General features: G+C 67.6%; 17 protein-coding genes and 1 tRNA gene. 15 read left to right on the top strand and 3 right to left on the bottom strand.

The genetic code is table 11. The annotated features are described in order from the left end of the window. Nucleotides 1–2 precede the first annotated feature (2 nt). From dapC to GLP40_RS31845, 5 genes are all read left to right on the top strand, one after another. Nucleotides 3–1109: a succinyldiaminopimelate transaminase gene (gene dapC, locus GLP40_RS31865; RefSeq protein ID WP_154791729.1), complete on the top strand. Its 1107-nt coding sequence runs from the start codon at nucleotides 3–5 to the stop codon at nucleotides 1107–1109. 70 nt (nucleotides 1110–1179) lie between these two features. After that, a tRNA-Asp gene (locus GLP40_RS31860) sits at nucleotides 1180–1253 on the top strand. Between the two features lie 460 nt (nucleotides 1254–1713). Continuing rightward, entirely contained in the window at nucleotides 1714–3201 is a 1488-nt protein-coding gene (locus GLP40_RS31855; protein ID WP_196054876.1) for a GMC oxidoreductase, read from the top strand. A gap of 151 nt (nucleotides 3202–3352) precedes the next feature. Continuing rightward, nucleotides 3353–4990, top strand: a complete 1638-nt coding sequence (pruA, locus tag GLP40_RS31850) for an L-glutamate gamma-semialdehyde dehydrogenase (protein ID WP_154791727.1) — start codon at nucleotides 3353–3355, stop codon at nucleotides 4988–4990. 70 nt (nucleotides 4991–5060) lie between these two features. Then, nucleotides 5061–6017, top strand: coding sequence for a proline dehydrogenase family protein (locus GLP40_RS31845; protein ID WP_328290908.1), 957 nt, complete (start codon nucleotides 5061–5063; stop codon nucleotides 6015–6017). 207 nt (nucleotides 6018–6224) lie between these two features. On the opposite strand, the gene GLP40_RS31840 is transcribed toward GLP40_RS31845, so the two are convergent. After that, complete coding sequence (locus tag GLP40_RS31840) at nucleotides 6225–7088, bottom strand: oxygenase MpaB family protein (RefSeq protein ID WP_154791726.1); 864 nt, start codon at nucleotides 7086–7088, stop codon at nucleotides 6225–6227. Nucleotides 7089–7234: 146 nt separating this feature from the next. Between GLP40_RS31840 and GLP40_RS31835 the strand changes: the two genes are divergently transcribed. Then, entirely contained in the window at nucleotides 7235–7867 is a 633-nt protein-coding gene (locus GLP40_RS31835; protein ID WP_154791725.1) for a TetR/AcrR family transcriptional regulator, read from the top strand. 13 nt (nucleotides 7868–7880) lie between these two features. On the opposite strand, the gene GLP40_RS31830 is transcribed toward GLP40_RS31835, so the two are convergent. Next, nucleotides 7881–8735 carry an oxygenase MpaB family protein gene (locus GLP40_RS31830; protein WP_154791724.1) on the bottom strand — a complete coding sequence of 285 codons (855 nt, stop codon included), beginning with the start codon at nucleotides 8733–8735 and terminating at the stop codon, nucleotides 7881–7883. A 133-nt stretch (nucleotides 8736–8868) separates the two neighbouring features. Here GLP40_RS31830 and GLP40_RS31825 point away from each other — a divergent pair, with 133 nt between their 5' ends. From GLP40_RS31825 to GLP40_RS31815, 3 genes are all read left to right on the top strand, one after another. Continuing rightward, nucleotides 8869–10278: an acyl-CoA synthetase gene (locus GLP40_RS31825; RefSeq protein ID WP_154791755.1), complete on the top strand. Its 1410-nt coding sequence runs from the start codon at nucleotides 8869–8871 to the stop codon at nucleotides 10276–10278. Nucleotides 10279–10312: 34 nt separating this feature from the next. Then, nucleotides 10313–10681 (top strand): PPOX class F420-dependent oxidoreductase, encoded by a 369-nt coding sequence (locus tag GLP40_RS31820; protein WP_154791723.1) that lies wholly within the window; start codon nucleotides 10313–10315, stop codon nucleotides 10679–10681. 104 nt (nucleotides 10682–10785) lie between these two features. Further along, nucleotides 10786–11100 (top strand): hypothetical protein, encoded by a 315-nt coding sequence (locus GLP40_RS31815; RefSeq protein ID WP_154791722.1) that lies wholly within the window; start codon nucleotides 10786–10788, stop codon nucleotides 11098–11100. Nucleotides 11101–11160: 60 nt separating this feature from the next. Here the strand turns inward: GLP40_RS31815 and dapD are convergent, their stop codons facing one another. After that, on the bottom strand, nucleotides 11161–12123 hold the full coding sequence (gene dapD, locus GLP40_RS31810) for a 2,3,4,5-tetrahydropyridine-2,6-dicarboxylate N-succinyltransferase (RefSeq protein WP_328290900.1): 963 nt from the start codon (nucleotides 12121–12123) through the stop codon (nucleotides 11161–11163). A 109-nt stretch (nucleotides 12124–12232) separates the two neighbouring features. Here dapD and dapE point away from each other — a divergent pair, with 109 nt between their 5' ends. From dapE to GLP40_RS31780, 6 genes are all read left to right on the top strand, one after another. Continuing rightward, on the top strand, nucleotides 12233–13336 hold the full coding sequence (dapE, locus tag GLP40_RS31805) for a succinyl-diaminopimelate desuccinylase (RefSeq protein ID WP_328290899.1): 1104 nt from the start codon (nucleotides 12233–12235) through the stop codon (nucleotides 13334–13336). Between the two features lie 399 nt (nucleotides 13337–13735). Next, nucleotides 13736–14542: an LOG family protein gene (locus tag GLP40_RS31800; RefSeq protein ID WP_154791720.1), complete on the top strand. Its 807-nt coding sequence runs from the start codon at nucleotides 13736–13738 to the stop codon at nucleotides 14540–14542. Then, nucleotides 14536–15087, top strand: coding sequence for an LOG family protein (locus tag GLP40_RS31795; RefSeq protein WP_328290898.1), 552 nt, complete (start codon nucleotides 14536–14538; stop codon nucleotides 15085–15087). Before GLP40_RS31800 ends, GLP40_RS31795 begins: the two co-directional genes overlap by 7 nt. A gap of 114 nt (nucleotides 15088–15201) precedes the next feature. Continuing rightward, nucleotides 15202–16971 (top strand): long-chain-acyl-CoA synthetase, encoded by a 1770-nt coding sequence (locus GLP40_RS31790; protein ID WP_328290897.1) that lies wholly within the window; start codon nucleotides 15202–15204, stop codon nucleotides 16969–16971. Between the two features lie 142 nt (nucleotides 16972–17113). Beyond that, nucleotides 17114–17986 carry a dihydropteroate synthase gene (folP, locus tag GLP40_RS31785; RefSeq protein ID WP_154791719.1) on the top strand — a complete coding sequence of 291 codons (873 nt, stop codon included), beginning with the start codon at nucleotides 17114–17116 and terminating at the stop codon, nucleotides 17984–17986. Beyond that, on the top strand, nucleotides 17983–18906 hold the full coding sequence (locus GLP40_RS31780; RefSeq protein WP_328290896.1) for a glucosyl-3-phosphoglycerate synthase: 924 nt from the start codon (nucleotides 17983–17985) through the stop codon (nucleotides 18904–18906). Before folP ends, GLP40_RS31780 begins: the two co-directional genes overlap by 4 nt. The last annotated feature ends 10 nt before the right edge of the window (nucleotides 18907–18916 follow it).

Here is an 18916-nt window from a genome sequence, read left to right as displayed (position 1 = left end):
ATTTGACCACGCGTGGCCGGGTGAGCGCTCTGCTACCCGATTTCCCCTGGGACACCATCGCTTCGGTGAAGGCGAAGGCGGCTTCGCATCCGGACGGCATCGTCGACCTGTCGGTCGGGACGCCGGTCGATCCGGTGGATCCGCTGATCCGCGAGGGACTCTCGTCGGTGGCGGAGGTGCCCGGCTACCCGACCACGCACGGCACACCCGAATTGCGCGAAGCCGTTGTCGCGGCGCTGAAGCGGCGATTCGGGATCACGGGGGTGGACCCTGCGGCGGTGCTGCCGGCCATCGGCACCAAGGAGCTCATCGCCGGGCTGCCGCGGCTGCTCGGCCTGGGTTCCCAGGACCTGGTCGTCATCCCCGAGGTCGCCTACCCGACCTACGAGGTCGGCGCGCTGCTCGCCGGGACCCGCTACGTGCGCGCCGACGGCACCGCGCAGTTGGGCCCGGAGCGGCCCGCACTGATCTTCCTCAACTCGCCGTCCAATCCGACCGGCAAGGTGCTGGGCGTCGACCACCTGCGCAAGGTGGTGCAGTTCGCCCGGGAGCGCGGCGCGATCGTCGCCTCCGACGAGTGCTACCTCGGCCTGGTCTGGGAGGGCCGCGCGGTCTCCATCCTCGATCCCGAGGTGTGCGACGGCGACCACACCGGCCTGCTGGCCATCCACTCGCTGTCCAAGACCTCGAATCTGGCCAGTTATCGGGCCGGTTTCGTGACCGGCGATCCGGCGCTCATCGCGGAGCTCCTCGAGGTGCGCAAGCACTCCGGCATGATGCTGCCCTTCCCGATTCAGGCCGCCATGACCGCTGCCCTCGGCGATGACGCGCATGAGGTTCAGCAAAAGGACCGCTACCGGGCGCGGCGCGTCGTGCTGCGAGATGCCTTGCAGCGCGCGGGCTTCCGGATCGACCATTCCGAGGCCGGATTGTACCTGTGGTCGACGCGCGGCGAGGCGTGCCGCGCAACGCTGGATTGGCTGGCCGAGCGCGGCGTTCTGGCGGCCCCCGGCGAGTTCTACGGCCCGCGGGGGAATCAGCATGTGCGCATTGCGCTTACCGCGACGGACGAGCGCATCGCCGCGGCCGCTGATCGCCTGACCAGCTGATTTTCCGTTACCACCGGGCCCGTGATAGCGTCTACGACGTTGCGAGGCCTTGTGGCCGAGCGACGTGCAAGGCCCTGTGGCGCAGTTGGTTAGCGCGCCGCCCTGTCACGGCGGAGGTCGCGGGTTCGAGTCCCGTCAGGGTCGCTGGCTGTACCGCCTCACGGCTCCGTCTCACGGCTCCGCCTCCCCGCATAACTTGCGGACGGCTGAGATTCGTTTACGGCTGGCAACCCGTGTCGGCGTTGGGTGCCGAACCAATTCTGGGCGTACCCGGGGAGTTACCCCCATCTCGCCAAATCAGTGGGCCTCCTCGGAAATCTGTGGGCGCCTCCTCGCGAAATCAGTGGGCGCCTCTCGATTTTTCGCAAAACTGACACACGTTCTCTTCACTCCATCTATAACAGGTTCTCATCGCAACTCGATGAGGAGTCTTTCAGTGCGTGGTCTTTCTTATGAAATCCCCGGTAAGAGCGTCTATGGCAGCAATGTCAGCCGGCGTGGGTTCCTAGCTGCAACAGGTGTCATTTTGGGGGCGGCTGCGCTACTACCGAAAGCGCCTCTGGCTCGGGCCCTACCCACGGGATCCATCAATGACGGCGACACCATGCCCGTCCTGGTCATCGGCACCGGGTATGGCGGCGCGGTCGCGGCTCTGCGGCTCGCGCAGGCCGGGCAGAACGTGATCATGGTCGAGAAGGGCATGTCCTGGACCCAGCCCGGCTCGGACGGCAAGGTCTTCTGCAACATGCTCAATCCGGACGGCCGGTCCTACTGGCTGCGCACCGAGACCGACCAGCCGATCAACCACTTCATGGGCGCGCCCTACAACAAGTCCATCTCCAGCTACACCGGCGTGCTGGATTCCGAGCAGTTCAGCGGGATCCGGATCTATCAGGGACGCGGCGTGGGCGGCGGCTCGCTGGTCAACGGCGGCATGGCGGTGACGCCCAAGCAGGAGAACTTCGCGAGCATCCTGCCGTCGGTGGACGCCGGCCCGATGTACAGCACCTACTATCCGCGCGCCAACGCCGGGCTGAAGGTGAACAATATCGACCAGACCTGGTTCCAGGGCGCGGACTGCTATCAGTTCGCGCGGGTCGGCATCAAACAGGCTCAGCGGTCCGGGTTCGCGTACACCTTCGTGCCCAACGTCTACGACTTCAACTACATGAAGCAGGAGCAGGCCAGCACCGCCCCGCGGTCGGCGCTCGACGCCGAGGTCATCTACGGCAACAACTACGGCAAGAACTCGCTGGACAAGACCTATCTGGCGGCGGCGTCGGGCACCGGCAAGGTGACCATCGTGCCGCAGCACGTGGTCACCACCGTGGCGCCGGCCAATGGCGGTGGCTACTCGGTGTCGATGAACCAGATCGACACCAGCGGCAATACCGTGAAGGCGAAAACCGTTACGGCGCAGAAGGTCTTCTTCGCGGCGGGCAGCGTCGGCACCAGCAAGCTGCTGGTTACGCAGAAGGCCACCGGCAAGCTGCCCAACCTGCCGGACTCGGTGGGCACCGGCTGGGGTAACAACGGCAATGTGATGGTGGCCCGGCAGAACCAGGCCTGGGACGCCACCGGCAGCCTGCAGTCCTGCATACCCTGTGTCGGCATCGACAACTGGGCCGACAGCGGCGGCCCGGCCTTCGCGGAGGTGTCGCCGTTCCCGGCCGGCATCGAGACCTTCGCCAGCCTGTACCTGGCGATTACCAAGAACCCGAACCGCGGCACCTTCACCTACAACTCGGGAACCGGTGGCGTGGACCTGAACTGGCAGACCGCCTGGAACCAGCCCAGTATCGATTGCGCCAAGCGCATCTTCGACAAGATCAACAGCAAGGAAGGCACCATCTACCGGACCGACCTGTTCGGCGAATACAAGACCTGGGGCGACGACTTCGCCTACCACCCGCTCGGCGGCTGCGTGCTGAACGTGTCCACCGACAACTACGGGCGGCTCACTCCGTATCCGGGCCTGTACGTCATCGACGGCTCGCTGATCCCGGGCCTCACCACCGTCAACCCATTCGTCACCATTACCGCGCTCGCGGAACGCAATATCGAGAAGATCATCGCGGAGGACTTCCACTGAATCCCGAGGTGACGACGGGTTTCGTACGGTGCGGGTGACTCACCGGGTACGTCCGCGCCAGGTTCGGCTCCTTACCGCCGGCACGGGTTGCCGGCGGTAAACGCCGCCCCGGCGTCCGCTGAATTTGCGCGGAGGCGGGTTAGCCTTGGATATGGACGCTGTCACGGTTGTCCCTGCTCCCGCCAATGAACCGGTGCACACCTACGCTCCGGGCAGCCGCGAACGCGAGCTGCTGACCGGCAGGCTCGCCGAACTCTCCGCCGACTCCGTCGATGTTCCGCTCGTCATCGGCGGCAAGCATCAGCCCGGCGGCGGAGAACGGTTGAACATCGTGATGCCGCACCGGCGCCGGCATGTGCTGGGGACCTACACGACCACCACCCACGACGAAGCGCGGGCGGCCATCGCGGCGGCGACGGCCGCCGCGCCCGACTGGCGGGCGATGCCCTTCGAGGAGCGGGCCGCCATCCTGCTGCGGGCCGCCGATCTGCTGGCCGGACCTCGTCGCGAGACCATCGCCGCCGCCACCATGCTCGGCCAGTCGAAAACGGCGCATCAGGCCGAGATCGACGCACCCTGCGAGCTGGTGGACTTCTGGCGGTTCAACGTCGCCTTCGCCCGACAGATCCTGCAGGCCCAGCCGGAATCGGCGGCGGGCGTGTGGAATCGGATGGACTACCGGCCGCTGGAGGGGTTCGTCTACGCCATCACGCCGTTCAACTTCACGGCCATCGCCGGGAACCTGCCCACCGCGCCCGCGCTCATGGGCAATACCGTCGTGTGGAAACCCGCACCGACGCAGACGCTTTCGGCCTACCACACCATGCGGCTGCTGGAGGAGGCCGGACTGCCGCCGGGCGTCGTCAATATGGTGACCGGCGACGGGATTCACCTGTCGGAGGTGGCCCTGGCCGATCCGCGGCTGGCGGGCATCCACTTCACCGGGTCGAGCCGGACCTTCCAGTACCTGTGGCAGCGCGTGGGCTCGAAAATCGGCCGCTACCAAGGATATCCGCGGCTGGTGGGGGAGACCGGCGGCAAGGACTTCATCCTCGCCCACTCCTCCGCCGATCTGGATGCGCTGCGCGTGGCGTTGATTCGCGGCGCCTACGAGTACCAGGGGCAGAAGTGCTCGGCCGTCTCACGGGCTTACATCCCGCGGTCGGTATGGCAGCGGATGGGGCAGGATTTCCTGTCCGAGGTGGAATCGTTGACCTATGGCGACGTCGCCGACCTGTCGAATTTCGGTGGGGCCGTGATCGACAACCGCTCCTATGACAGGTGCGTGACCGCCATCGAGCGCGCCAAGGAAGCGGGGTTCACCGTCCCCGCCGGCGGGAACTACGACGACAGCGAGGGCTGGTTCGTGCGGCCGACGGTGCTGCTCGGCGACGATCCGGGCGACGAGGCCTTCGAGACCGAGTATTTCGGGCCCATCCTGGCGGTGTACATCTACGACGACAGCGTCCCCGACGCCTTCGCCGATATCCTCGAGGTGGTGGACGCGACCTCGCCGTACGCTCTCACCGGCGCGATCTTCGCCCGCGATCGCAAAGCGGTCGAATCCGCCTCGGAAGCACTGCGATTCGCGGCGGGCAACTTCTACATCAATGACAAGCCCACCGGCGCGGTGGTCGGACAGCAGCCCTTCGGCGGGGCCCGCGCCTCCGGCACCGACGACAAGGCGGGCTCCTACCTCAACCTGCTGCGCTGGGTCGCGCCCCGCACGCTGAAAGAGACCTTCGTTCCACCGACCGATTACCGCTACCCCCACATGGAGACGCGATGACCAATCGGTGCACCGGGCAGCTTCGACGCGCGGCGGCATCCGCTCCGCGCCAGTGTGTTCGGGCGTGGCGGTGAACCCCCTGCGCCCCGCGATCCTGGCCGCGGCCGGATCCGCGCGGATGAAGCGGGCCATCACGCGGGTACCGGTGACGGCCGCCGTGGTCCGGCGGTTCGTCGCCGGGGAGACCCGCGCCGAACTGGTGCCGGTGGCGCGGGCGCTGCTGGAGAGCGGCCGCGCGGTGAGCGTCGACTTCCTCGGCGAATACACCACCGATCGCGGGCAAGCCGATGCCGCGGTGGCGGAATACCTATCGCTCATCGACGACCTGGCCGAGGCCGACCACACGGTACCGGGCGCGCACAGCGACATCCCGCGCGTCGAGGTCTCGCTCAAACTGTCCGCACTGGGCCAGTCCCTCGGTCAGGATGGTCCGGCCATCGCCGCCGAGAACCTGCACAAGCTGTGCGCCAAGGCCGTCGAACGTCACGTCTGGGTGACCGTCGACGCCGAGGACCACAGCACCACCGCCGACACGCTGGAGGCGGTCCGCCAGGCCCGCGCCGAATTCCCCTGGCTCGCCGTCGCATTGCAGACCTACCTGCGCCAGGCCGAGGGCAACGCCCGCGACCTGGCCGCCGCCGGCACCCGAATCCGCCTGTGCAAGGGCGCGTACCAGGAGCCGGGGACGGTCGCCTACCAGCGCCGAGCCGAGGTCGACGCCTCCTACCTGCGCTGCCTCGCCGTCCTCATGCATACCGCCTGGTACCCCATGATCGCCTCCCACGACCCCGCCATGATCGCCGCCGCCCTCGCCCTGGCGGCTGAAAACAACCGCAAACCAGGCGATTTCGAATTCCAAATGCTCTACGGCATCCGCGATGCCGAACAGCGTCGCCTGGTCTCCGAAGGCCACGCCCTGCGCGTCTACATCCCCTACGGCACCCAGTGGTACGGCTACCTCATGCGCCGCCTGGCCGAACGCCCCGCCAACCTGGCCTTCTTCCTCCGCGCCCTGACCGACCGCTGAGACCGCCGGCTCACCCCAGAACGAAACGAAGATCAGCGGCGTGGTCGTCGGTTTCTGGAACAGCATGCGACGTCGGCGCCCACACATCGACATTCGATGACAGCCCGGACTTCGCTGTTGCGAGACTTCCGTCGCCGACAACCTCGGCTGCGACGTTGCCACTGTCGGTGGGCTACTCCAATGGGAGATCGGGGACTCTTGCGCCGGCTAGACCAGTGGCCGGCCGAGGCGGCGGCGGAGGCGCATGTCGGCCAGGTAGAAGTTGTAGGGGAACAGGCGGATTGGGGTGGGCAGGCGGTTCCAGACCGCGGAGATGAGGCGGAGGAAGCCGGCGAAGATGCGTTCGTCGCGGGCGGTCCAGGTCATGGCCATCTCGTCGCGCAGGTGCGGGGGGAGTAGGGCGGTGACGATGAAGCGGTGGAAACCCCCGAAGGCGATCCGGAGTGGCCAGGGGAGCATCTTCAGGTCGGCGAGATCGTTGAAGTACTTGCGGGTGGGACCGTCGATCGACTTGGTCGCGAGGTTCTCCTCCCAGTACACGTAGAACTCGTCGCGGGTGGCGGGCCACATCTCGGGGCGCATCTGCAGCGTGGTGCCCAGGCGGGCGCAGTACTGGTAGAAGGCCTCGGCCAGTTCGGGATTCATGGGGCCGCGCATGCGGTGGTAGAGGTCGTCGACGCCCCAGTAGAGGCAGGCCGCCACCCATAGTTGGAGCTTGGGGTCGAAGGCGTTGTATGCGACCGGGCTGCCGGGCTTGGAGCGGATGCTGCGGTGCGAGCGGTTGACGGCCTCGCGGTAGTCGCCGCGGTCCTCCTCGGTGCCGAGCAGGGCGACCGCGAGATAGGTCAGGGTGGTGCGAAGCCGCTTGATCGGATGCAGCGTCAGCTTGCCGCTGTCGACATCGCTTTCCATGACGCCGTACGCGACGGGTTTCAGCGAGAGCTGAATGATGACGTTCGACGCGCCGCCGAGGAAGGCCGCGATGCCGTCAATGTGCTCGCGCACCGATTCCGGGGTCATCGGCTCGGCGGCCGGTGGGAAGTCGTCGAACTTGCGCAGGGGTGCGGTCATCGTTGACTCGGCTCCTCGTCGTCACTCCTCATCCGTGAGGAGAGTGTGAGAAATATTGCTCCTCACCTTCTCACTGCGGAGTGGTCGTGTCAATGTGCGAAGATGAGTGCCTCACCGTTTCTTTGCGACCGGAAAGGGCCCGGACCATGGCCAAACTGGCCAAACTACTGCCGCTCGTCCGCGGATCCGGCCCCGAGGATCACAACCAGGCCAAGGTCCTCGACGCCGCCCTCATGGCCTTCCTCGACTTCGGCATCAAACGCACCAGCATGGTGGAGGTCGCCCGCCGCGGCGGAGTCTCGCTGGCCACCCTGTATCGCCGCTTCGCCGGCAAGAACGATCTCATCCAGGCCGTCGGGCTGCGGCAGGCCCGCCAGCTCGTCGACGAGGTCGACGCCGCCGTGCAGGGGCCCATCGAACGCGACGCCAGCGCCGAGGAACAGATCATCGCGCTGTTCGTGGCCTTCATCGAGGGCCTGCGCGGCAACCAACTGCTGGGCCGGCTGCTCAAGACCGAACCCGAGATCGTACTGCCCTACCTGACCGTCCAGGGCGCGCCGGTGATCGAACTCGGCCGCGACTACCTGGCCGAGTTCATCGCCCGGCTGCAGGCGGAAGGCAAACTGCCGCAGTACGATCCGCTGCCGCTGGCCGAGACGATCGCCCGCGCCGCGCTGTCGCTGGCATTGACGCCGCAGACCGTCATCCCGCTCGACGATCCGGACGCACTGCGACAGTTCGCCCGCGACCACATCGTCCCGGGGTTCCGGATCCTCTGACCGGCAACGGCTTTCACACCAGCCGCAGCCCGAGCCTGCGGCGCAGGCGCATATCCGTCAAATAGACGTTCAGTGGGAACGACCGCAGCGCCGCCGGCACGACGGACTCGGCCGCACCCGCCAGCCGCAGCATCCGGGCCAGCGCCTGGTCCTGGCGCGGCGTCCAGGTCATGCCCATCTCGTCGCGGAGGTGTGGCGGCAACAGCCCGGTCACGAGGAACCGGTGCAGGCCGCCGAATGCGAGCTGGAATGGCCTGGGGAGCATCTTCAGGTCGATGAGGTCCTCGAAGTAGGCCTTGATCGTGGGGTCGATGCGGGTCTTCGCCAGGTTCTCGTCCCAGTAGCGGTCGAAGGCGATGCGATCGGCGGGCCACATGTCCGGGCGTACCTGCAGCGTGGTGCCCAACCGGGCGGCGTAGCGGTAGAAGGCATCGGCGGCGTCGTCGTCCATGGGGCCGTGCATGCGTTCGTAGAGATCGCGCGCTCCCCAGTACAGGCAGGCCGCCACCCAGAGCTGGAGCCGCGGGTCGAAGGCGTTGTACTTCACCGTGCTGCCCGCGCGGGAGCGAACGTACTTGTGCACCGAATCCACGGCCTGCCGGTAGGCCGCGCGGTCCGCCTCGGTGCCCAGCAGGGCGACGGCCAGGTAGGTGAGGGTGGTGCGCAGCCGTTTGATCGGGTGGACCATGACGTTCCCGGATTCCACCGGACTCTCCACCACGCCGTAGCCGACCGGCGGGTTGGAGAGCTGCATGATCACGTTCGCCGCCGCGCCGAAGAAGCCGGCCGCGCCGTCGAGGTACCGGCGGACGTCGATCTCCGGTGCGGGGGCTGTGGATTCGAACGGTTCATGCCGCGGCCTGGTCATCGTTGACCACATCCTCAGGTGAGAAGGTTATACAGAAACTTTCTTACCCACTCGGGTTGCCTGTCAACCGGCTCGGCAGCTTCGCAAGCGTTTCGTTGCCGACCGCCTCCGGTAGCGTGGGCCCGTGTCGCCGCTGTTGCTGAGCTCGCTGAACCCGGCCGCCATCGCCGCCGGAGCCGATGTCCCGGATGCCGTCACCATCGATGGGGAAACCCTGTCGCGCAGTGATCTGCTCGGCGCGGCCACCTCCGTCGCCGAACGCGTCGCCCAGGCGCGGCGGGTGGCCGTGCTGGCCGAACCGACCGTCGCCACCGTGCTCGCCGTGGTCGGCTGCCTGATCGCCGGGGTGACCGTGGTGCCGGTGCCGCCGGACGCGGGCAGCGCGGAACTGGCTCATATCCTCCGGGATTCGGGAGCGCAGGCCTGGCTGGGGAAGGCTCCGGATGGCTCCGAACTGCCGGTGATCCCGGTGCGCAAACACGCGCGATCCTGGCATCGCTACGCCGAACCCGCCGGGAAGGCAACGGCTTTCATCCTCTACACCTCGGGCACCACCGGCGCGCCCAAGGGTGTGATGCTCAGTCGCGACGCCATCGCCGCGGGGCTCGACGCGTTGATCCAGGCGTGGGGCTGGACTTCGAAAGACATTCTGGTGCACGGTCTTCCGCTGTTCCACGTGCACGGCCTGATCCTCGGCGTGCTGGGCCCGCTGCGGGTCGGCAGCCCGCTCGTCCACACCGGCAAGCCGACTCCGCGGGCGTACGCCGACGCACACGGCACCATGTACTTCGGTGTGCCCACCGTGTGGTCGCGAGTTACCGAAGAACCAGAGGCCGCACGGGAATTGGCGAAGGCGCGGATCCTGATCTCCGGCAGCGCGCCGCTACCGGTGCCGGTGTTCGAGCGGCTGGCCGAGCTCACCGGGCACGCGCCTATCGAGCGCTACGGCATGAGCGAAACCATGATCACCCTCTCCACCCGGCCGGACGGAGAACGCCGCCCGGGCTGGGTCGGAACCCCCGTCGCGGGGGTCGAGACTCGCCTGCGTGACGAAACGGGCGCGCCGGTGCCGCACGACGGGGAGAGCGTCGGCGGGCTCCAGGTGCGCGGTCCCATGCTGTTCGACGGCTACCTGAACAAGCCAGAGGTCACCGCCGAGAACTTCACCGCCGACGGCTGGTTCAAGACCGGCGACGTGGCCGTCATCGACGCCGAGGGCTTCCACCGCATCGTGGGCCGGGAATCGGTGGACCTCATCAAGTCCGGCGGCTATCGCATCGGCGCGGGCGAGATCGAGACCGCCCTGCTGGGGCATCCGGCGGTGGCCGAGACCGCGGTCATCGGCGTCCCGGACGACGATCTGGGGCAGCGCATCGTCGCCTACGTCGTGCTGCGAGACGGGGCGGGAGAGTCCATCGCCGAGGAGCTCATCGCCCATGTGGCGGGCGAACTCTCGGTGCACAAGCGTCCGCGCGAGGTGCGGGTGGTGGACCGGCTGCCGCGCAATGCCATGGGCAAGGTGCAGAAGAAGCTGCTGTCTTGACCTCGAGCGCACTCGAGGTCCTAGCGTGATCGGTATGACCGCATCCCTGTCACCCGCCCAGATCGACTACTTGAACAGCCAGCGACTGGGGCGGCTGGCCACGATCCGCCCCGACGGCTCACCGCAGAACAACCCGGTGGGCTTCCGCTACAACGTGGCGCTGGGCACCATCGACATCGGCGGTCGCGATCTGGGCGCGAGTCAGAAGTTCCGCAACCTCGCCAAGGAGGACCGCGTCGCCTTCGTCGTCGACGACATCGCGTCCCTCGACCCGTGGACGGTGCGCTGCCTCGAAATCCGCGGCACCGCCCAGGCATTGCGCGATGTCGAGCCGTGGTACCCGGGCCTGTCCCCGGAACTCATCCGCATCACCCCGGAGCGGGTCATCGCCTTCGGTATCTGACACCTGAGTTCCGGTGCCGGAGATTTCGGGGTCTCGTGGCGAATCCGAGTGAACGGCTAGTTTGCTGGAAGCGAAAGAGTAACGTTCCCTAGGAGATTCGCCCGATGCTCACCCCTCTGCGAACCACCGTGGCGGCCGCCACCGTCTTCGCCGGCCTGCTCGCCCCCGCCGCCGCGGCGACCGCCGACGCGCTGCCCCTCACCCCCATGCAGCAGCCCGTCGAGCCGGTCGCCGGAACCACCGGCACCGGCTCGGTGAACACCGGGCCCACCGGCACCGGATCCTTCGATCCGTCGCCCACCGGCTCATCGAACCTGATCAAGGCGTTCCAGACCGGGTCGGGCCAGTGCAACTCGGGCACCATGCCGTTCCCCGTCATGGACGGCTCCGCGGCACCCTGGTGCGGGCTCTACCACTGAGCGCGACATGACGAAAACCCCTGGCGGCGAAGGCCGGCAGGGGTTTTCGCGTGCTCTCGCCTAGTCGTTCGCGTGCAGCGCCGCGTTCAGTTCGATGCCGGTGCCCTTGCGGGGCCGGACCTCCACCGCGCCGGTCACCGAGTTGCGGATGAACAGCAGGTTCGACTTGCCCGACAGCTCGCCGGCCTTCGCGACCTGGCCGTCCGGCAGCGCGACCTTGGTGCCGGCGGTGACGTAGAGGCCCGCCTCCACCACGCAGTCGTCGCCGAGGGAGATGCCCAGGCCGGAGTTGGCGCCCAGCAGGCAGCGCTCACCCAGCGAGATGACCTGCTTGCCGCCGCCGGACAGCGTGCCCATGATGGACGCTCCGCCACCGACATCGGAGCCGTCACCGACCACGACACCGGCCGAGATCCGGCCCTCCACCATGGAATTGCCGAGCGTGCCCGCATTGAAGTTGACGAAGCCCTCATGCATGACCGTGGTGCCCGGGGCCAGGTGCGCGCCCAGGCGCACGCGGTCGGCGTCGGCGATGCGCACGCCCGAGGGCAGCACGTAGTCCACCAGTCGGGGGAATTTGTCCACGCCGTACACGGTGACCGGGCCGCGGGCGCGCAGCTTCAGGCGGGTCAGCTCGAACTCCTCGGCCGAGCAGGGGCCGTGGTTGGTCCACACCACATTGGCCAGCAGGCCGAAGATGCCGTCCAGGTTCGCGCCGTGCGGACGAATCAGCCGGTGCGACAACAGGTGCAGGCGCAGGTAGGCGTCATGGGTGTCGATCGGCGCCGCGGCGAGATCGGCGATGACGGTGCGCACCACTACGATTTCGACGCGGCGGTCCTCGTCCGAGCCGGCCGAGGCGGCGAACTTCGCGTATTCGGGGTCGGAGGCGTCCAGCCGCACCGTGCCCACCTCGTCGGCGGAGAAGTCCCCGAGGCTGGGATACGGGTACCAGGTGTCCAGGACCGTGCCATTGACGGTGATGGTGGCGAGGCCGACTGCTGATGCTCCCTGAGTACTCACGTCCCGTTACGTTACCGGGCCGTGAATTCCTACGGCATGCGGTGCCGATTTGTGCCAGCGCAGACACCGTGTGAAGAAAGGATCATATTCCTCCTTTAGGGTGGATCGAGTGACCATCGATCTGAGTGCCGATCCCATTTCACTCACCGCCGCGCTCGTGGACATTCCCAGCGTGTCTCAGAACGAGAAGGTCATCGCCGACATCGTCGAAAAGGCGCTGCAGGAACAGACCACCGGATTCGAGATCGTGCGGCACGGCAACACCGTGCTGGCGCGCACCGATCGGGGCCTGCCCACCCGGGTCATTCTCGCCGGGCACCTGGACACCGTGCCCATCGCCGACAATGTCCCCGGCCACTTCGAGACCACCGCGGACGGCGAACGGCAGCTGTGGGGATGCGGCACCGTCGACATGAAGTCCGGTGATGCGGTCTTCCTGCACTTGGCCGCCACCGTGGCCGAGCCGGTGCACGACCTGACCCTCATCTTGTACGACTGCGAGGAGATCGCCGCCGAGTTCAACGGCCTCGGCCGCATCGAACGCGAACTGCCCGGCTGGCTCGACGGCGACCTCGCGATCCTCGGCGAGCCCTCCGGCGGCTGGATCGAGGCCGGCTGCCAGGGCACCCTGCGGGTGCGCCTGACCACCTCCGGCGTGCGCGCGCACACCGCGCGAGCCTGGCTGGGGGACAACGCCATTCACCGCCTCGCCCCGATCCTCGAACGGCTGGCCCGCTACGAGGCGCGCGCCGTCGAGATCGACGGCTGCACCTACCTCGAGGGTTTGTCGGCGGTCCGCGTGGAGGGCGGCGTCGCCGGCAACGTGGTGCCGGACGTGGCCACCGTGGATGTGAACTTCCGCTTCGCCCCCGACCGCACCCTGGACCAGGCCACCGAACATGTGCGCGAGGTCTTCGCCGGTCTGGACCTGGATTTCGAGCGCACCGACGGCGCGCCCGGCGCCCTGCCCGGACTGTCCAACCCGGCCGCCAAGGACCTCATCGAAATCGTGCACACGTACGGCAGCGGCGGCGTCCGCGCCAAGTACGGCTGGACCGATGTCTCGCGGTTCGCCGCCCGCGGCATCCCGGCCGTCAACTTCGGTCCGGGCGACCCCAACCTGGCACACAAGGTCGACGAGCATCTGCCCGTCGACCAGATCACCCAGGTGACGTCGATGCTGCGCAGCTATCTCACCGGTGCCAAACCCTGACACCGCTGCCAAAGGCCGACAAAACCTGCGGGTAGCCACACCAAAGTTTCGCGGCCTGTCTCGATTCTGGACTGCGGCTCGATAGACCTCCGCTTTGGAGCAGGGGAGCGAACGGCTCCACAAACCTGTGCTTTGGGGAGTGGAGGGAAAAGAATCGAGACTTCCAGCGTCACAACCCCCGCCCCGGCGTCAAAGGCTGACCAAACCTGGGGTACCTACACCAAAAGGTTCGCGGCGCGTCTCGATTCTGGACTGCGCTTCGCCTCCCCGCGCTTGGAGCGGGGGAGCGAACGGCTCCATAGACCTGCGCCTCGGAGGAGCGGAGGAGGGAAGAATCGAGACCTCCAGCGCCGCGAACCCGCCCGGAGCGAAGCGGAGGGCAAGATAGATACTTCCTACATGTCTGCTGACGCCGAATTCGAAGGTGCGCGTTCGCCCAAGACCCCTCGCTTCCGCGGGCCGATCATGCTGCGGCGGGATCGCAAGAAGGGGATAGGCACCACCGATCAGCACCTGCTCGACGAGCGCGGACCGGTGGACTGGGTGCACACCGACCCCTGGCGCGTACTACGCATCCAGGCCGAATTCATCGAGGGCTTCGGTGCTTTGGCGGAGGTGCCGAGCGCGGTGGCGGTCTTCGGGTCCTCCCGCACCCACTCCGACTCGGCCGAGTTCCAGGCCGGCTTGGCCATCGGAAGCGCCTTGGCCCGAGCCGGTTTCGCGGTCATCACCGGTGGCGGTCCGGGCGTCATGGAGGCGGCGAACCGGGGCGCATCGGAGGCAGGCGGCTATTCCATCGGACTGGGCATCGAGCTGCCGTTCGAACAGCACCTCAACGAGTGGGTCGACCTCGGCATCAACTTCCGATATTTCTTCGCGCGCAAGACCATGTTCGTGAAGTACTCCCAGGCTTTCGTCTGCCTGCCGGGCGGATTCGGCACCCTCGACGAGCTGTTCGAGGCGTTGACCCTGGTGCAGACCCGCAAGATCACCCGCTTCCCGATCATCCTGTTCGGCACCGAATACTGGACGGGTCTGATGGATTGGATACGTGACTCGCTGCTCGGCTCGGCCAAGATCGCGCCCGGCGACATGGGACTGCTGCACCTCACCGACAGCGTCGACGAGGTCGTGCGGATCATCGTGGAGGCCGCGCAGGCCCGCCACGAGCTGAGTGAGACCGGTGCGCTGGAGGAACAGTGGTAAGCGAGAGCTACGCGGTGTGCGTGTATTGCTCGGCGAGCGTGGATGATTCGGTGGCGCTGGATCTGGCCACCCGGGTGGGCGACGAAATCGGGCGTCGCGGTTGGCAATTGGTGTCCGGCGGCGGCAATGTGTCGATGATGGGCGCGGTGGCGCAGGCGGCGCGGGCCGCGGGGGCCAAGACGATCGGGGTGATCCCCAAGAAGCTGGTGCACCGCGAGGTCGCCGACACCGACGCCGACGAGCTGATCGTCACCGACACCATGCGTGAGCGCAAACAGGTGATGGACGACCGCGCCGACGCCTTCCTGACCCTGCCCGGCGGCATCGGCACGCTCGAGGAATTCTTCGAGACCTGGACCGGGGCGTACCTGGGGGTGCACGCCAAACCGGTGGTGGTACTCGATCCGCAGGACCACTACCGGGGGCTGTTCGAGTGGATCGAGGAGCTGCGGCTGCGCGGGTTCGCGGGCCGGGAAGCCGTGGACCGGGTGCTGGTGACCAAGGACTTCGATACCGCCTTCGCCGCCCTGCGACCAAGTCGCTGAGCGGTAACCAGCGAACCCCTAGCGAAACCAACTAGTTTCACTCGACAAGATCGGGTGAATCGGCAAGGGTGGGCATCGGGGGAGTGAGCGCGACCCGGTGAGGAGCACAGCGAAGTGAACACGTACCCCCGTTCGACGGTGAGCCTGATGGACCTGGCCCGCAGTCTGCCCGGCATGGCGATCCAGGCCCCCGGCATGCTCCGCAATGTCGTGCACATGCTGGTGAACTCCGGTGACAAGGCGTCCATCGGACTGTTCTTCCAGCGTGGCGCGGCCCGGCATCCGGACCGGCCCTTCCTGAGATTCGAAGGGCGCGAGTACAGCTGGGGCGAGGCCAATGCCGAGGTCAATCGGTACGCGAATGTGCTTGCCGCGCATGGCGTCACGCGTGGCGATGTGGTCGGCATCCTGATGGTGAACCGCCCTGAGACGCTGTTCACCGTGCTCGCCGCCGTGAAGCTCGGCGCCACCGCGGGCCTGCTCAATCACAATCAGCGGGACGTGGTGCTGCAGCACAGCTTCGGACTGTTGAACTCGGTGCTGGACGTGATCGGCGAGGAGTGCACCGACGCCCTCGACACCCTCACCGCGGCCCGGCCCGCTCTGCTCTGGTCCGAGCGGTTGGCCGCCGAGGCCCGCACCGCAGACGCGTCGAATCCCGCTGTGACCGAACAGATCACGGCCAAGGAACGTGCCTACCTGATCTTCACCTCCGGCACCACCGGCCTGCCCAAGGCCAGCGTCATGACCCACCTGCGCTGGACCAAGTCCATGGCCGGCATCGGCGGGCTCGGCGTCCGGCTCGACGGCCGGGACACCCTGTACTGCTGCCTGCCGCTCTACCACAACAACGCGCTCACCGTGGCGCTGTCCTCGGTCATCGCGGGCGGCGCGACCTTCGCGCTGGGCCGCAAGTTCTCGGCCACCCGCTTCTGGGACGAGGTCATCGCCAACCGGGCCACCGCCTTCATCTACATCGGCGAGCTGTGCCGCTACCTGCTCAACCAGCCGCCCACGCCCGCCGACCGCGCCCACACCCTTCGGCTGTGTGTCGGCAACGGCCTGCGTCCCGAGCTCTGGGACGAGTTCCAGCAACGCTTCGGGCTCGAGCGGATCGTCGAGTTCTACGGCGCCAGTGAGGGAAACGTCGCCTTCATCAACGCCTTCTCCCTTCCCCGGACCGCCGGCTTCACCCCGCTGCCCTTCGCCATCGTCGAATACGACGACGCCACCGGCAAGGCACTGCGCCACCCGGACGGCCGCCTGCGCCGGGTCCCGCCGGGCGGGGTGGGCCTGCTGCTGGCCAAGGTCACCTCGCGCTCGCCCTTCGACGGCTACACCGACGCCTCCGCCACCGAATCCAAGCTCGTGCGTGACGGTTTCAAGGCGGGCGACTGCTGGTTCGACACCGGCGACCTGGTGCGCGATCAGCGCTGGGGCCACATCGCGTTCGTGGACCGCCTCGGCGACACCTTCCGCTGGAAGGGCGAGAACGTCGCCACCACCGAGGTCGAGGGCGCCTTCGACGGCATCGACTCGGTCACGCAGGCAGTCGTTTTCGGCGTCGACATCCCGGGCACGGACGGCAAGGCGGGTATGGCCGCGGTGACGCTGCACGAGGGCGCGCACTTCGACGGCAAGGTCGCCGCCAAGACGCTCTTCGACCACCTGCCGACCTACGCGGTGCCGCTGTTCATCCGCGTGGTGCCCGAGCTGGAGCAGACCTCCACGTTCAAGAACCGGAAGGTGGAACTGCGCAAGCAGGGCTACAGCCCCGACGGCGAGAGCGCGCTCTACGTCCTCGCGGGCCGCACCGTGGGCTACGTTCCCGCCTACCCCGAGTACCCGGCCGAGGTAGCCGCTGGTCGGGTCCCCGCCAACTGAGAACCTCCCGTCATTCCGGCGCGTTTTCGCCGGAATCCACCCTGCCGGTGAGATCCCGGCCGACAGCCTGCCGGGATGACGGGCGATTCGTTCCGGTCGGCTGCCCAGCAATGGCGCCACAGCCCTCGGTACAGTCGAGGGCATGTGTGCGCCGTTGCCGACATTGTGCGGGAAGCCGGTGGCGACGGATCGGGCGCTCGTCATGGCGATCGTGAACCGGACGCCGGACTCCTTCTATGACAAAGGCGCGACGTTCAGCGATGAGGCCGCCATGCGGGCCGTGGACAAGGCGGTCGCCGAAGGCGCGGATCTGGTCGATATCGGAGGGGTGAAGGCCGGGCCGGGGTCCGAGGTGGACGCCGCGGAGGAGTCCCGCCGGGTGGTGCCGTTCGTGGCGGCCATCCGCGAGCGCTATCCGGAGTTGCTCGTCAGCGTGGACACCTGGCGGGCGGAGGTGGCGCGGGCCGCGGTCGCCGAGGGCGCGGATCTGATCAACGACACCTGGGCGGGCGCGGATCCGGACCTGGTCGGCGTCGCCGCCGAACTGGGTGTGGGAATCGTGTGCTCACACACCGGGGGTGCGATTCCGAGGACCCGTCCGCACCGGGTTCGATACCCCGATGTGGTGACCCAGGTCACCGAGACGGTCGTCGCGGCGGCTGAAAATGCTGCGGCAGCGGGGGTGGCCAAGGACTCGATTTTGATCGATCCGACCCATGATTTCGGCAAAAATACCTATCACGGGCTCGAATTGTTGCGTGCGATAGACGTTCTTGTGAAAACCGGATGGCCCGTCTTGATGGCGCTGAGCAATAAGGATTTCATCGGAGAGACTCTTGGTGTCGAGCTGTCCGAACGATTGGAGGGCACATTGGCAGCGACTGCTTGGTCCGCCGCCGCGGGTGCTCGTGTCTTTCGAGTGCATGAGGTGGCTCACACCCGCCGGGTGGTGGACATGATCGCCGCCATCCAGGGTCACCGCCCACCCGCCCGTACCCTGCGAGGTCTCGCGTGAAAACAGACTGGGTGAACACCAACACCTTCGACCGCCCCGACTGGACCGTCGAGGAACTCACCGCCGCCAAGGGCGACCGCACCGTCTCCGTGGTGCTGCCCGCCCTCAATGAGGAAGCCACCGTGGCCGCCGTGGTGGCCAGCATCCGGCCTCTGCTCGGCACGCTGGTGGACGAACTCGTCGTCCTGGACTCCGGGTCGACCGACGCCACCGCCGCCCGCGCACAGGCCGCCGGAGCCCACGTGGTGACCCGCGAACAAGCCGTCCCCGAACTCGACCCCGTCCCCGGCAAAGGCGAATGCCTGTGGCGCTCGCTGGCCGTCACCAGCGGGGACCTCATCGCCTTCGTGGACTCCGACCTCATCGACCCGGACCCGAGTTTCGTCCCGAAACTGCTCGGCCCGCTGCTCACCGTCGACGGTATGCACCTGGTCAAGGCGTACTACCGCCGTCCGCTGCGCACCGGCGAGTCGGTGGACCACCACGGCGGCGGCCGCGTCACCGAACTGGTGGCCCGCCCGCTGCTGGCCGCGCTTCGCCCGGAACTGTCGAATGTGCTGCAGCCCTTGGGAGGTGAGTACGCCGGCACCCGCGAGCTGCTCACCTCGGTGCCGTTCGCGCCCGGTTACGGCGTCGAAATCGGCCTGCTGCTCGACACGTACGACCTGCTGGGCCTGTCCAGCATCGGACAGGTCAACCTCGGTGTCCGCCAGCACCGCAACCGCCCGCTCGCCGACCTGGGCGTCATGAGCCGCCAGATCCTGGGCACCGTCCTGGGCCGCAGCGGGATTCAGGACTCGGGCGCGGCGCTGACCCAATTCCCCATGGTGGCAGGCGAATTCATCGCCCACGCCACGGAAGTATCGCTCGCCGACCGGCCGCCCATGAACACCCTGCGCCCGGAGGAGGCCGCCGCCTGACCCGACGGCC

Origin of the sequence: Nocardia aurantiaca, from assembly GCF_009708175.1 — a bacterium.
Taxonomy (GTDB): domain Bacteria; phylum Actinomycetota; class Actinomycetes; order Mycobacteriales; family Mycobacteriaceae; genus Nocardia; species Nocardia aurantiaca.
Note: the sequence above shows the minus strand (reverse complement) of the source record. Positions and strands in the feature narration are given on the sequence as shown.